Annotated in this window: 14 protein-coding genes; 13 read left to right on the top strand and 1 reads right to left on the bottom strand. The window is 32.8% G+C overall.

What is annotated here, in order from left to right; all coding sequences use genetic code 11:
* Positions 1-117: 117 nt before the first annotated feature.
* From C3E90_RS01305 to hypD, 13 genes are all read left to right on the top strand, one after another.
* Complete coding sequence (locus C3E90_RS01305; protein WP_236913744.1) at positions 118-495, top strand: DUF6483 family protein; 378 nt, start codon at positions 118-120, stop codon at positions 493-495.
* 111 nt (positions 496-606) lie between these two features.
* Positions 607-1698, top strand: coding sequence for an ethanolamine utilization protein EutH (gene eutH / locus C3E90_RS01300; protein ID WP_236913743.1), 1092 nt, complete (start codon positions 607-609; stop codon positions 1696-1698).
* A gap of 24 nt (positions 1699-1722) precedes the next feature.
* Entirely contained in the window at positions 1723-3504 is a 1782-nt protein-coding gene (locus C3E90_RS01295; RefSeq protein WP_236913742.1) for an aminopeptidase P family protein, read from the top strand.
* Between the two features lie 30 nt (positions 3505-3534).
* Positions 3535-4926, top strand: coding sequence for a sigma-54 interaction domain-containing protein (locus tag C3E90_RS01290; RefSeq protein ID WP_236913741.1), 1392 nt, complete (start codon positions 3535-3537; stop codon positions 4924-4926).
* Between the two features lie 257 nt (positions 4927-5183).
* Positions 5184-5489 (top strand): (2Fe-2S)-binding protein, encoded by a 306-nt coding sequence (locus C3E90_RS01285; RefSeq protein ID WP_236913740.1) that lies wholly within the window; start codon positions 5184-5186, stop codon positions 5487-5489.
* Positions 5486-6565 carry an NAD(P)/FAD-dependent oxidoreductase gene (locus C3E90_RS01280; protein ID WP_236913739.1) on the top strand — a complete coding sequence of 360 codons (1080 nt, stop codon included), beginning with the start codon at positions 5486-5488 and terminating at the stop codon, positions 6563-6565. Before C3E90_RS01285 ends, C3E90_RS01280 begins: the two co-directional genes overlap by 4 nt.
* 11 nt (positions 6566-6576) lie before the next feature.
* On the top strand, positions 6577-7341 hold the full coding sequence (locus tag C3E90_RS13430; RefSeq protein ID WP_336512993.1) for a (2Fe-2S)-binding protein: 765 nt from the start codon (positions 6577-6579) through the stop codon (positions 7339-7341).
* Positions 7334-8482: an NAD(P)/FAD-dependent oxidoreductase gene (locus C3E90_RS01265; RefSeq protein WP_236913738.1), complete on the top strand. Its 1149-nt coding sequence runs from the start codon at positions 7334-7336 to the stop codon at positions 8480-8482. Before C3E90_RS13430 ends, C3E90_RS01265 begins: the two co-directional genes overlap by 8 nt.
* Before the next feature lie 23 nt (positions 8483-8505).
* Positions 8506-8889, top strand: a complete 384-nt coding sequence (locus C3E90_RS01260; protein ID WP_236913737.1) for a 4Fe-4S dicluster domain-containing protein — start codon at positions 8506-8508, stop codon at positions 8887-8889.
* Between the two features lie 12 nt (positions 8890-8901).
* Positions 8902-11028, top strand: coding sequence for an aldehyde ferredoxin oxidoreductase family protein (locus C3E90_RS01255; protein WP_236913736.1), 2127 nt, complete (start codon positions 8902-8904; stop codon positions 11026-11028).
* An 11-nt stretch (positions 11029-11039) separates the two neighbouring features.
* On the top strand, positions 11040-11237 hold the full coding sequence (thiS, locus tag C3E90_RS01250; protein WP_236913735.1) for a sulfur carrier protein ThiS: 198 nt from the start codon (positions 11040-11042) through the stop codon (positions 11235-11237).
* A 10-nt stretch (positions 11238-11247) separates the two neighbouring features.
* On the top strand, positions 11248-12159 hold the full coding sequence (locus C3E90_RS01245) for a glycyl-radical enzyme activating protein (protein ID WP_236913734.1): 912 nt from the start codon (positions 11248-11250) through the stop codon (positions 12157-12159).
* Positions 12160-12163: 4 nt separating this feature from the next.
* Complete coding sequence (gene hypD / locus C3E90_RS01240; RefSeq protein ID WP_236913733.1) at positions 12164-14524, top strand: trans-4-hydroxy-L-proline dehydratase; 2361 nt, start codon at positions 12164-12166, stop codon at positions 14522-14524.
* Between the two features lie 50 nt (positions 14525-14574).
* On the opposite strand, the gene C3E90_RS01235 is transcribed toward hypD, so the two are convergent.
* On the bottom strand, positions 14575-14817 hold the full coding sequence (locus C3E90_RS01235) for a hypothetical protein (protein ID WP_236913732.1): 243 nt from the start codon (positions 14815-14817) through the stop codon (positions 14575-14577).
* Positions 14818-14989: the final 172 nt, after the last annotated feature.

The following is a 14989-nucleotide window of genomic DNA, read 5'->3' as shown; positions in this document are numbered from 1 at the left end:
AATATAATTTAGATAGTACTAAAACACAAAAGAAATATATGCCCCCGGCACTAACATATGAACTTATTGTTAGTTATGGTAATAATATGGAGGATGTACTAGAAAGGATGTATTTTTATGTATGAACAGGATTATATAATGAGATTGATAAAAGAAATGATAAAGTTTATAGCAAAAATTTTTTTTCATAAAGATGAAATATCTTATGAATTATCAAATGAAGATGAATATTCTCAAACCGATTACCTTTACAAAGAATTATTAGTATTAATAGAATTAGGTAAAATTAATGAAGCTGAAAACCTATTATTTGAAAAACTAGATGAGAACAATAATAAATATATAGAACTAGTCTTAGATTTTTACAATAGATTAAATAATTTAGATGATGATTTTTTGGAGGAAAACAATTTTTCTAGAGAGGAAATAGCAGAGGGCTTAAAGGACATGGCGAAAGAATTTGGACTACAGAATAACTTCCCTTTTCTAGAGTAAATTTTAAAGAAAAAGAAAAGGATGGTTTTATTTTACTCCACCTATCACTATTCCTATTTCCATAAATATATAATATACTATAATGGACAAATATAATAATAGAGGTGAGATATGGGTAGCAATATCGTACTATTCATCATGGTTCTATTTTCTGTACTTGGCGGTATAGACAAGCTATTAGACAATAGGAATGGATTGGGAGAAAGGTTTGAAGAAGGGTTTAGAAGTATGGGTCCCTTGGCTACTACCATGATTGGTATTATAAGCTTATCTCCAGTTATTTCTCAATTGATAATGCCAATATTATTTCCACTATCTAAGCTGATTGGAGCAGACCCTTCAGTATTTATCTCTAGCATATTAGCTGCAGATATGGGGGGATATGCAACTAGTGTAGAGATTGCTAAGAGCCAAGAAATGGCTGAATATAGTGGATTAATACTAGCATCTATCATGGGAACAACTATTTCTTTTACAATTCCCGTATCTTTAAATTTAATTTCTAAAGAGGATTTTCCTTTTTTTACTAAAGGAATCCTTGCTGGTATTGTAACGATTCCTATAGGCATGATAATAGGCGGAATAACCATGAATATTCCAATGAAAGATATATGGATAAACTTAATACCTGTAATTATACTATCCATATTAATCGCCATTGGACTTTTTAAATTTCAAGAACAGACCATAAAAATTTTCAATGTGTTAGGAAGAAGTATTTTGGCAATTAGTTTTATAGGATTATTGTTTAGCATAGTAGACCTTGTATTAGGGATAAAGATAATTCCTAATATGGCTCCTTTTGAAGAAGGTATAATAATAGTTGGGAAAATTGGTGTAATTTTGTCAGGAGCTTATCCATTATTCTATGTTATTCATGAGAAATTTCATAAAAAGTTAAATAAAATATCAGAAAAAACAGGAATTAACCAATTTGCCTTGTTAGGACTATTGTCTTCCCTTGCTAACTGTGTACCTATGCTAGCAATTTATGATAAAATGGATAATAAGGGGAAGGTTATAAATGCTGCTTTTGCAGTTAGTGGTGCTTTTGTTTTTGGTGGTCAACTAGGTTTTGTATCAGGTATATCCCAAGAAGCAGTCACTCCTTTTATTTTGGCAAAATTAGTTGCAGGATTATCTGGAATATTACTTGCAAATCTATTAATAAAAGTAGGACAATGGGAAGAAGAAAAAATATAAAAATTTAGAGAGGGGTAATCTATTTTGAAAGTAAATGAAAGGATTAAAAGGTTAAGAGCTTTAATGAAGGAAAGAGGAATTACAGCTTATATAATTCCAACATTTGATCCGCATCAATCAGAGTACTTAGCAGATTATTATAAGACTAGAGTTTGGATTTCTGGATTTACTGGGTCAGCAGGAACAGTTGTGGTGACTGAAGATGAAGCCATACTTTGGACTGATGGAAGATATTTCATACAGGCGGAGAATCAATTAAAAGGCAGTGAAATCAAATTATTTAAAATGGGTATACCAGGTTTTCCTACCTATATTGAATGGTTAAGGGACAACTTAAATGAAGGAGATGCCCTTGGGTTCAATGGCAAAATATATCCTCAATCTGATGTAAAAAAACTAGAAAAAGAAATTAGTAAAAAGAAGGTTAAACTTGTAGATGAATATGACTTAATAGGAGAGCTATGGACTAATAGGCCTTCAATGCCTAAGAGTAGTGCTTTTGTTCATGATGTAAAATATACTGGAAAGACTGCTAAGGAAAAAATAGATGAAGTAAGAAAAAAAATGGAGAAAAAAGATGCAAATTATTTTTTACTTGGAAGTTTAGATGATATTGCTTGGGTTTACAATATTAGAGGTAGAGATGTATCATCTAATCCTGTTATCATATCCTATGCCCTTATATCTAAAGATAATGCTTGGTTGTTTGTAGATAAGGAAAAAATAGATGATAAAGTGGAATTTCATTTGAAAGAAAATGGTATAGAAGTAGAAGAGTATGATAAAGTCATAGATTATGTTAAAGACATAAAGAGGGGAAGTAAAGTATTTATAGATCCATCAATGATAAATAGATGGCTTTATAAAGGAATTCCTGAAGAATGTGAGATAATTGAAGGTGTTAACATAACTACTGAATTAAAAGGAATAAAAAATAATACTGAAATTGAAAACCAGAAAAATGCCTATATTAAGGATGGAGTGGCATTGGTTAAATTCTTGTACTGGCTAGATAAAAATCTTGGGAAGATCAATATTACTGAGGTATCTGCAGCAGAAAAACTAGAAGAGTTTAGAAAAGAACAAGAAGGTTTCATAGAGCCAAGTTTTGACACTATAGCTGCTTATAAAGAGAATGCTGCTATGATGCATTACAAAGCTGAAGAAGGAAAATCTAATTATGAACTAAAAAAGGAAAAGATGTTGCTTGTGGATTCGGGTGGACAATATTATGATGGAACTACAGATATAACAAGGACCATAGTATTAGGACATATTACAGAAGAAGAAAAGAAAGATTTTACCTTAACATTGAAAGGTCATATAAATCTTATTAATGCAAGATTTTTATATGGGGCTACTGGCTCCAATTTAGATGTATTAGCTCGCTATCCATTATGGCAAGAGGGAATAGATTATAAATGTGGTACAGGTCATGGAGTTGGCTTTTTATTAAGTGTCCATGAAGGGCCTCATAGAATATCTACCATGCCAAATAATGTAAAACTAGAAAAAGGAATGGTTGTTACAATAGAACCTGGAGTATATAAAGAAGGGAAACATGGTATTAGGATTGAAAATGTAGTTGTAGTAGTAGAAGACATAGAAACGGATTCAGGCCAGTTCATGAAATTTGAAACTATTTCCTATTGCCCTATAGATTTAGAAGGCATAGATGTAAATATGTTAACTGAAGAGGAAAAGAAATGGTTAAATGATTATCATGAAAGAGTATATGATGAGCTTTCCCCATATTTAATGGAAGAAGAAAAAGAATGGCTTAAGAAGGAAACTAGAAGTATATAAATTTTTAAAGTATAGAGGGGAGGTGGCCTTTTGGAATTACTCGATAAAAAGAATCTAGAATTGGAGGCAATTTTGGATAGTATAAAGGATGCAGTTTGTATTGTTGATGCTGAAGGGATAACAAAATATTGGAACAAAGGTGCAGAAAAATTGTTCAACATAGATAGAAAAGACATTGTAAACCACCATATTGTCGAGTTCTTTCCTAATTCTTTGCTTAAAAAAATAATTAAGGAAAAGAAGGCCTATGAAGATATTTACAATAGTCCAAAGGAAAATTGCTTCAACATTACGAGTGCTTCTCCTCTATATTTAAATGGGAATTTGGTGGGAGGTTTAAGCATAGATAGGGACATTACAGATCATATTAAGACAACTGAACTTTTAAGAAAAACCCAATCTAATTTACAAGCTTTACAGCAAGAGATTTCAGTCATGAATAAAAACAGGTCTTCTTTTTCGAAAGCTCTAGGAAGTAACAAAAAATTTAGAGAAGCAATAAAATTGGCCAAAGATATGGCTTGCTCTAATATAAACATTTTGATTAATGGGGAAAGTGGCACAGGAAAAGAATTATTTGCTAGGGCTATTCATTTGGAAAGTGGCAGAGAAGGGTACTTTGTTCCCATAAATTGTAGTGCTATTCCCAATGAGCTTATAGAAAGTGAGTTGTTTGGATATGCACCAGGGGCTTTTACGGGTGCATTAAAGGAAGGTAGAATTGGAAAGATAGAGTTGTCTCATAGAGGTACATTATTTTTAGATGAAATTGGAGATATGCCTCTTAATATGCAACCTAAAATACTTAGAGTCATAGAAGATGGAGAAATAATGCGAGTAGGTAGCGAGAAGAGTTTAAGGATAGATATTAGAGTGATTGCAGCTACAAATAAAAACTTAGAGAAAATGGTGGAAGAAGGTTCTTTTAGAAAGGATTTATATTATAGATTAAACTCCGTTATAATAAACATACCCCCATTAAGGGAGAGGAAGGATGATATACCTCTATTGGCTAATAGGTTTGTTGAAGATTATTGTATGGAGTATGGAGTAAATATATTAAGTTTTTCCCCTGAAGTTATGGAGGCTTTTATAAGTCATGATTGGGAAGGAAATGTAAGAGAACTCAACAACCTTATTGAGCGAATGGTAATAATGGCAAAAAATAATAATTCCAATGTTATCGATGTAGACTTATTACCAGATAATATTTTAACAAAAGTATCTAGGAATACTAAAGGTAGAAAAAATCCTTATGATTTAAACTTTGCCATATCTAATGTTGAAAAAACCATTATTTTAAAGGCATTAGAAGCTACTGGAAACAACAAGACAAAGGCAGCAAAATTACTTAACATTCCAAGGAGTACCTTATATTTCAAGATGGATAAATATAATATAGAAGAAACGTCAATAGACTGACAGTAGTGTCAATACAATGACAATTTTATTAATTGGAATTTGATGTAGAAAGCTTAAAATCTTCGAAGAATTAACAGACTATTTGAAAAAAATAAAATATTTGAAATTGAGATACAAAAACCGTCAATAAATTGACGGTTTTTCATAAAGAAACTATAAGATTTTTATATTAAATGGCTCTAAATCTGTATTTAACCTTAATGGCATCATATTTGCATTATAGTATATTAATATTATATGTGGAGGAAGTGATATAAATGAGAATCGGTGAGCATCCCATTTTATCTTTTAAGAAGGGTGAGGAAATAAAATTTACTTATGATGGAAAGGAATATGTTGGATTTAAAGGAGACACCATTGCTTCAGCTTTACATGCAGCTGGTGTGAAGGCTTTAGGCCATCATCATAAAACTGGAAGAGCTAGAGGGTTTTATTGTGCAATTGGTAACTGTTCTTCTTGTTTAATGACAGTTAATGGAGAACCTAATGTTAGAATTTGTGTAGAGGAACTAAAAGAAGGGATAGTAGTGGAGACTCAAAAGGGAAAGGGTGAATTAAGATGAAAACTACAGAAATTGCTATAATTGGAGGAGGACCTGCTGGTCTATCTGCTGCCATATCTGCTGCATATTCTGGAGCAAAAATTACAATTATTGAAAGAAATCACAATTTAGGAGGACAGCTTAAAAAACAGACCCATAAATTTTTTGGTTCTCAAAAACAATATGCTTCTACCAGGGGGTTCGATATAGCTACTATTTTAGAAAATGAGCTAAAAAAATATAAAGACCAGGTTGAAATTCTTACAAATGCCACAGTCCTTGGCTTATATGAAGATGATGTTCTTACCATAGAACATGATAGACAATATATAAAATTAAAGCCAGAAAAGATAATAGTGACTACAGGTGCATCAGAAAAGTTTTTAGCTTTTCCAAACAACGATTTACCAGGAATCTATGGAGCTGGTGCAGTTCAAACCCTTATGAACGAATATGGAGTAAAACCTGGGAACAATGTACTTATGGTAGGAGCTGGCAATATTGGACTTATTGTTAGTTACCAGCTTATGCAAGCAGGTGTAAATGTAAAGGCCATAATAGATGCAGCTCCCAAAATTGGTGGTTTTTTGGTACATGCTTCAAAGGTTAGAAGAATGGGAATTCCTATATTAACATCCCATACAATCAAATATGCACATGGTAAAGAAACAGTAGAAAAAGCAACTATATGGCAATTAGATAACAATTGGGAACCCATACCTAATACGGAGAAGGATTTGGATGTTGATGTTATCTGTATATCTGTAGGATTATCGCCTTTAACTGAATTTCTATGGCATATAGGCTGCAAGATGAAATATATTCCCGAATTAGGAGGACATGTACCTATTAGGAATGAGAATTTAGAGACCAATGTCCCTGGCATATTTGTGGCAGGTGATGTAGCAGGTATTGAAGAAGCTAGTAGTGCTATGGTAGAAGGTAGATTAGCTGGGCTATGTGCCGCAAATAGTTTAGGGTATATTAAGGAAGATTATGAACTACTTAAAGAGGATTGTATTCAACAGTTAGATTCTCTAAGGTCAGGGCCAGTAGGAGAAAAAATTCGAATAGGAATTAATAAAGTTATAGTTTAGGAGGGGTAGAAATGTTGATTAAAACAGGAGTGCCAACAAAGGAAGATATAGATGGGATTACTCCTTCTAAGGAAAGAAGGGCAAAAGGACCTGTAGCAGTTATTGAATGTTATCAAAAAATACCTTGTAATCCCTGTTATACTGCTTGTAAAATTGGAGCAATTAAAGAGTTTAAAGATATTAATGATAGGCCAGAGATAGATTTTGATAAATGTATAGGCTGTGGGCAATGTATAACAAAATGTCCTGGTCTTGCAATATTTATTATAGATGAAAGCTATTCAGATGAAGAAGCTTTAATACAAATACCTTATGAATTTTTACCATTGCCAGAAAAAGGAACTTATGCTACTGGACTAGATAGGGAAGGGAAACCTGTATCTAGGGTTAAGGTAATGAAGGTAGTAGAAGGTAAATATCCAAACAAGACATCAATTGTAACTTTAAAAGTTCCTAAAGAATATTCCATGGATATAAGGTCTTTCAATATAGAAGATTATTATAGTTATAATACCATGATTTGTCGTTGCGAAGGTGTGACTCTTGGTGAAATAAGAGAGTTAATTAGGCAGGGATATAAAACCGTTGATGAAATAAAGAGGATAAGCAGGGCAGGAATGGGGCCTTGTCAAGGGAGAACTTGTAGACAGTTAATAATGCAGGAAATAGCTAGAATTACAGGGCAAAATATAGCAGATATGCCTATGAGTACTTTTAGGCCACCTACTAAGCCTATTAATTTAGGCCTTCTAACTGGAGGTGAAGATGATGAATAAGACTGCAAATATTGTAATAATTGGTGGAGGTATTTCCGGGACTTCCATAGCTTATCATTTAGCTAAAAAGGGTGTAAAGGATATAATTTTAATAGAAAAAGCCTTTTTAGCTAGCGGTTCTACTGGAAGGTGTGGAGCTGGTATAAGGATGCAATGGGGAACAGAAAGAAATTGTAAATTATCCAAGATGTCCGTGGAGTTTTATGAAAATGCCAATGAAGAATTAGAATATGAAAGGGATATTGAATTCAACCAAGGGGGTTATCTTTTGGTTGCTGGTACAGAAAAGGAAGATGAACAGTTTAAGAAAAATGTAGAGTTACAGAATCGTTTAGGCATTCCTTCTGTATATTTAACTCCCAAGGAAGCTAAAGAGATAATTCCTCATATGGATGAATCCAAAATAGTAGGTGCAACTTTTTGTCCTAAAGATGGCCATTTGAATCCATTTCATACTACTGAAGCCTTTGCCAACGCAGCCAAAAGGTTAGGGGTAGAGTTTATGACCTATACTAAGGTAACGGGTATTGAAACTCGAGGAAATAAAATTATGGGAGTATATACTGACAAAGGTTATATTTCTACACCTATAGTGGTAAATGCTGCAGGAGCCTATTCTAAAGAAATTGGTGAAATGGTCAATATTGACATTCCTGTTTATGCTCAAAGGCATCAAGCACTTGTTACTGAACCAGTTGAACCTATTCAAAAACCTATGTATATGGGATTTTCATTAAATATCTATTGCCAACAAACCCCCCATGGTAGTTTTATAATGGGAAGAGGGGACGACAATGAGCCTAAAGATCTTAGGATAACTTCTTCTTGGGAGTTTATGGAGGAGATGGCTAAGACTTGTTGTGAATTACTTCCTTTACTTGGAAAGTTGAATGTTGTTAGACAATGGGCTGGTCTTTATACTATGACAGCTGACGCTCAACCTATATATGGTGAGGTAGAAGGGTTAGATGGTTTTTATCTGGCTTTAGGTTTTAGTGGTCATGGTTTTATGTTGGGGCCTGCCACTGGACTTTTAATGGCTGAAACCATTTTAGGTGAACCTACTACTATAGATATTAGTAGTTTAGATATGGATAGATTCAAAAGAGGTGAGTTGATATTTGAACCATCTGTTGTATAATAATTAACAAAGGGGGTTGTATTTTGAAATATTTAGTTGCAAATCCAGAACTTTGCATAGAGTGCAGAGCTTGTGAAGAAGCCTGTTCTAAAGCTTATTTTAAGGAAAACAATCGAGAAAAATCTAGAATTAGAATAGGTGGCAATAATTCGAGGAAAAAAATTACTGCATGTACTCAATGTGGTGAGTGTATAGACATATGCCCAGTAGAGGCTTTATATAGGGATGAGAAAGGTATTGTAAGACTAGATAAGAAAAAATGTGTAGGCTGCTTTATGTGTGTAGGATTTTGTCCGGAATTTGCTATGTTTGACCATGAGGATTACTTAGAACCTTTTAACTGTATAGCCTGTGGAATATGCGTCAATTCATGTCCTACTGAAGCTATTCATATAGAGGAGAAATAAGGGAGGGGTAATGTGAAAAAATTAGCTGATTTTGAGTATCAATTGAGTGAAATTGAAAAAGGCTATAACGGTAGAACTTTATATATAAATTTAACTAATAACGAGATAAAGGAAAAAGAAGTCACCAATACTATGAAGGATAAACTAATTGGTGGTAGAGGTTTTGGTCTATGGTATCTATGGAATGCAGTTACTCCGGAAACCAAATGGGATGACCCAGAAAATGAAATTGTAATTTCTACAGGTCCTATAGGAGGAATAACTCAATATCCAGGAGCAGGGAAATCTACAGTAGTAACCCTATCTCCTTTAACTGGAATTCCTATAGACAGTAATGTGGGAGGATATTTTGGACCTTATTTAAAATTTTCTGGATTTGATGCTTTAGAGGTTATTGGAAAAGCTGATGAGGATGTAATTATATTTATAGATGGAAATAATGGAAAGGTTCAGATTGAAAAATCAAATATACAGGAAAAAGATAGCCATATACTGGCTGAAAAATTAACTGAAAATTATGCCATTGATGACGAAGATAAGAAAAATATATCAGTAGTATCTACAGGTAGTGCTGCTGAACATAGTTTAATGTGTATGTTAAATTTTAGTTTTTATGATGTAAGAAGGGAAGCTACTAGACTTAAACAAGCTGGTAGGGGAGGCACAGGTACAGTATTTAGAAACAAAAATATTCAAGCTATTGTAGTTAGGTATAAGGGTACTAAAGGAAACCTGAATAATCCAGCAGACCAAAGGAAAATAAATAAAACTGGTATTAAACTCCATAGGGAAATAGCTGAACTAGATAATAAACAAAATAGGATGAGGGAAATTGGAACTGCAAATATTATTGAGGTAATGGATGAATACGATTTATTACCGGTTCATAATTTTAAGTTTGGTAGCCATAAGGATACTTATAAAATTTCTTCAGATGTATTTAAGAAAAAAGTTACTCAGAATATGCCAGACGGATGCTGGTATGGATGTAGTATGTCCTGTGCTAAGGCAGCTGATGGGTTTATTCCAGAAACAGGACCTTATAAAGGACAAAAGGTAATCGTAGATGGACCAGAATATGAAAATGCTGCTGGTTTAGGCTCTAATATAGGGGTATTCTGCCCTAATGGAGTTTTAGAATTGAATTTTTACTGCGATACCTACGGTTTAGATATTATATCCTTTGCTACCACTACTGCATTTATTATGGAATGCTATGAAAACGATATAATAAATAAAGAAATAACTGGTGGTTTAGAGCTTAATTTTGGGAACAAGGAAGCAGCCCTAGAATTATTGCATCAGATGGCAAGAGGAGAAGGATTTGGTAAGCTAGCTGGTTTAGGTGTAAGAAGACTTAAAGAAATATTCGTTAAAGAATATGGAGCAGATAAAGATTTTCTTTGGGATATAGGAATGGAACAAAAGGGACTAGAGTATTCTGAATATGTTAGCAAGGAAAGTTTAGCTCAACAGGGAGGTTATGGCCTTACAAATAAAGGACCTCAACATGATGAGGCTTGGCTCATATTTATGGATATGGTAAATAACCAGATACCTACCTTTGAGGATAAAGCAGAAGCTCTCCATTATTTTCCTATGTTGAGAACTTGGTTTGGATTAAATGGATTATGTAAATTGCCTTGGAATGATATAGCCCCAGCAGACAATCATCTAACAGATGAACCAGCAAAAATTCCTGAACATGTACAAAATTATGTGGATTTATATAACGGAGTTACAGGTAAAAATATCGATGAAGATGAGCTCATAAGGCAATCAGAAAGGGTATATAATCTTCAAAGGATATTCAATATTAGAATGGGCTATGGTAAAAGAATTCATGATAAAACTCCTTATCGTTCCATGGGGCCAGTAACGGAAGAAGAATATCTATCTAGACAGGAAAGATATGATAATCAGTTAAAAGAATTTTTAAATTATGATGTAGAAGGGAAAACCACAGTTGAAAAGATAAAGGTTTTACGAAAATATAGGGAAGAACAATATGAAAAATTAACAGATGCAGTATATAAAAGAAGGGGTTGGACTTTGGATGGAGTACCAACGCCAGAAAAATTGAAGGAACTTGGTGTGGACTGGCCAGAATTATTAGAAGTAGTAGAAAAACATATTTAAAGGTGGTTTGGATGATTACTGTAAATGGGAAAAAATATCCTCATAAAGATGGATTAACTGTTGAAAAGCTTTTAAAAGAGAAGGGATATGTATATCCTAGGATTACTGTTAGGATTAATGGCAAGGTAATTGAAGAGGAAGATTATTCTAATACTATAATAAAAAAAGGCGATCAGGTGCAATGTTTGCACCTGATGGCAGGTGGATAAGAAGGTAGAGGTGGTATCCATAGAAGGTAAAATTTTTAATATTATGAAATATTCTATACATGATGGACCAGGAATTAGAACAACGGTTTTTTTAAAAGGTTGTCCATTAAGTTGTCTGTGGTGTCATAATCCAGAAAGTCAAAATATTAATAATAATCTTATGTTTTTCCCTAATCGCTGTATAGGCTGTAGGGTGTGCATAGAAGCCTGCACACAAAATGCCATTAAGGAAGTAAAAGGTATGGTAATTACAGATAAAGGCAAATGTATAGAATGTGGCCATTGTACTTTAGTATGCTATGCAGAAGCAAGGGAGATGGCAGGCAAAACTATGACTGTTAATCAGGTAGTATATGAAATAGTAAAGGATAAGGATTTCTATGAACAATCTGGAGGAGGGGTTACTTTTTCAGGAGGAGAACCTTTAATGCAGCCTAAGTTTTTAATTGAGTTATTAAAGGAGATGAAAAAAAGAGGGATACACACTACCGTTGATACAAGTGGTTTTGCTTCAAAACAAATAATAGAAGAAGTAAGCCGGTATACTAGTCTATTTCTTTATGATTTAAAACATATGAATCCTATAAAACATCAAAAATACACTGGGATGTCAAATTATATTATTTTAGAAAACCTTAGATTTCTTAGTGAGATGAATAAAGAAATAATTATCCGTATACCAATAATACCTAGGGTAAATGATAGTGAAGAAGATTTAAAGGCTTTTAGGGATTTTATCAAAACTTTGCCTAATGTGAAAGAAGTAAATTTGCTGGCTTATCATAATATGGGAGAAGAAAAATATAATAGACTTGGTATATTATATAAAATGAAGGGTATTGAAGAAACTAGTTTAGAAAAGTTGGATTTTGCTCTTAATATTATTAATAGTTGTGGTGCAAATGTGAAGACGGGGAGTTGATTTATTGAATGCCAGAGTTAAAAGGTTAAAACAAGAAAGTCTAGAGGCTGTTCCAAGAATTTCTCTAGAAAGAGCACAGATAGTTACTGAAGCTTATAAAAAATACCAAGGTAAGGTTTCAATTCCAGTACTTCGAGCTTTAATTTTTAAAGAATTATGTGAGAAAAAAACTATATGTATAAATGAAGGAGAGCTTATTGTAGGAGAAAGAGGCCCTTTACCTAAAGCTACTCCAACCTATCCTGAACTTTGCTGTCATTCTGTAGAAGACCTTCAAACAATTGATAGAAGAGAAAAGGTTTTTTTTAGAGTAGATGATGAATCAATAAGAATTCAAAAAGAAGATATAATACCTTTTTGGAAAGGTAAATCAATGAGGGATTTGTTATTTAACCAGATGACAGAGGAATGGAAAGATTGTTACAGTGCAGGAATCTTTACTGAATTTATGGAACAAAGAGCTCCAGGTCATACAGTTGGAGATAATAAAATATTTAATAAGGGTTTTTTAGATTTTAAAAAAGAAATAGAAAATGAAATTGGAAAATTGGATTTTATAAATGATATTAAAGCCTATGACAAAAATGAACAACTTAAGGCTATGGCTATATGTTGTGATGCTATAATTACCTTTGGTAAAAGGCATGGATTAGCAGCTAAAAGGCTTGCAGATTTAGAGGGAAATCCTGTAAGAAAACAAGAATTACTAGAAATTGCTGAAGTGTGTAACTATGTTCCAGCAAATAAACCTAGAAATTTTAGAGAAGCTCTACAAGCATATTGGTTTGTACATCTTTCTGTAATAACGGAGCTCAACACATGGGATGCTTTTAGTCCAGGTAGACTTGACCAACATCTATATCCTTATTATAAACAGGGAATAAAAGATGGGAGTTTAACCAGGGAAAAAGCCAAAGAACTTCTCCAACTATTTTGGATTAAATTCAATAATCAACCTGCACCTCCAAAGGTAGGTGTAACCCTACAAGAAAGTGGAACGTATACGGATTTTGCTAATATTAGCTGTGGTGGAGTAAAATCTGATGGAAATGATGGGGTAAATGAGGTTAGTTATATTATTCTTGAAGTAATAGATGAAATGAAATTAGTTCAACCAAGTACTAATATTCAGTTAAGTGCAAAAAATTCTAATGAGTTTTTGAAAGCAGCCATCAATATAATTAAAAAGGGATGGGGGCAACCTTCAATATTTAATACAGAAACAATAATAGAAGAAATGTTAAGAGTAGGGAAATCCATTGAAGATGCAAGATGTGGAGGAACTAGTGGTTGTGTAGAGACAGGTGCCTTTGGTAAGGAAGCCTATATATTAACAGGATATTTAAACTTGGTGAAAATTTTAGAAATCACACTTAATAATGGAGTAGACCCATTAACCAAAAAAGTCATTGGTATTAGAACAGGTAATCCAAGGGAATTTGAAAGTTTTAATCAACTTATGGAGGCATATAGAAAACAAGTAAATCATTTTGTGGAAATAAAAATTAGGGGAAACAATATTATTGAAAGATTATATCAAAAATATATGCCATCACCATTCTTATCGGTTATTATTGATGATTGTATAAAGAATGGTGAGGATTATAACGCAGGTGGAGCTAGATATAATAGCATGTATATTCAAGGTGTAGGCATAGGAACATTAACGGACAGCTTAAGTTCAATTAAATACCATATATATGATAATAAAAATTTAACTATAGATGAACTTCTAAAGGTATTGAAAAATAACTTTGAGGGTGAAGAAAGAATAAGACAATTGTTATTAAATAAAACCCCTAGATATGGAAATGATGATGATTATGCTGATGATTTAATGATAGAAGCTTTTAATATATTTTATAATGAAGTAAATGGAAGACCATCCATTAAAGGGGGCAATTATAGGATAAATATGCTACCTACAACATGCCATGTTTATTTTGGTTCAGTAACAGGAGCTACACCAGATGGAAGGAAAGCCTATGAACCCCAATCTGAAGGCATATCGCCAGTACAAGGTACTGATAGATTAGGGCCTACAAGTGTAATAAAATCTGCATCAAAGATGGACCATATTAAAACTGGTGGCACCTTATTAAATCAAAAATTTACACCATCCTTATTGGAAGATGAAAAGGGTATAAAAAATCTAATGTACCTCATTAGAACCTACTTTAAATTAGGTGGACACCATATACAATTTAATGTTGTTAATGCAGATATGCTTAAAGATGCTCAATTAAATCCTGATGAATATAAGGACTTAATCGTAAGGGTAGCAGGATATAGCGATTATTTCAATGACCTTAACGAAGGTTTACAAAATGAAATTATAGCAAGAACTGAACACAAAGAATTTTAAAATAAAATTGATACTAAATATGTATAAAGGCAAATAACGAAAAGAAGCACCTAAATAGGGGCTTCTTCTTTAATGCCGATTACTTCATAAAAGTGTTCGCTACTATACCTTATCATTCCATATTTTTGGCCCTGCATTTCAGCTAAGTACTTTAATTCTTTACCAGGAATTTCCATTGGGTCATCGTCTATTATATTTCGTTTTCTATCCTTTAGTAAACATAGATAAATCTCCTGATCCTTTAATTCATCAACTTCTATACCCAATATCTTTAATTTTTTTGAAAAGAACATGTTTATCCCCCCTTATGCTTACTAATTAAATACAATAGATATAAAAACTATCCCTTATAGTATATATTACCATTGATTATTAAAAATATAACACTTATTTTCAATAATCCGGATATTCAATAAGTTCTCTTTTTGGTGCCAGGCACCAAAAAGAGAACTTATTTATAATAAT

Origin of the sequence: Clostridium sp. Cult2 (assembly GCF_021655075.1) — a bacterium.
Taxonomy (GTDB): Bacteria; Bacillota; Clostridia; order Tissierellales; family Tepidimicrobiaceae; genus Schnuerera.
Note: the sequence above shows the minus strand (reverse complement) of the source record. Positions and strands in the feature narration are given on the sequence as shown.

Coding starts and splice junctions, on each gene's coding strand:
- C3E90_RS01305 (WP_236913744.1), top strand. CDS start 118: ATGTATGAACAGGATTATATAATGAGATTGATAAAAGAAATGATAAAG.
- eutH (WP_236913743.1), top strand. CDS start 607: ATGGGTAGCAATATCGTACTATTCATCATGGTTCTATTTTCTGTACTT.
- C3E90_RS01285 (WP_236913740.1), top strand. CDS start 5,184: ATGAGAATCGGTGAGCATCCCATTTTATCTTTTAAGAAGGGTGAGGAA.
- C3E90_RS01280 (WP_236913739.1), top strand. CDS start 5,486: ATGAAAACTACAGAAATTGCTATAATTGGAGGAGGACCTGCTGGTCTA.
- C3E90_RS13430 (WP_336512993.1), top strand. CDS start 6,577: ATGTTGATTAAAACAGGAGTGCCAACAAAGGAAGATATAGATGGGATT.
- C3E90_RS01265 (WP_236913738.1), top strand. CDS start 7,334: ATGAATAAGACTGCAAATATTGTAATAATTGGTGGAGGTATTTCCGGG.
- thiS (WP_236913735.1), top strand. CDS start 11,040: ATGATTACTGTAAATGGGAAAAAATATCCTCATAAAGATGGATTAACT.
- C3E90_RS01235 (WP_236913732.1), bottom strand. CDS start 14,817: ATGTTCTTTTCAAAAAAATTAAAGATATTGGGTATAGAAGTTGATGAA.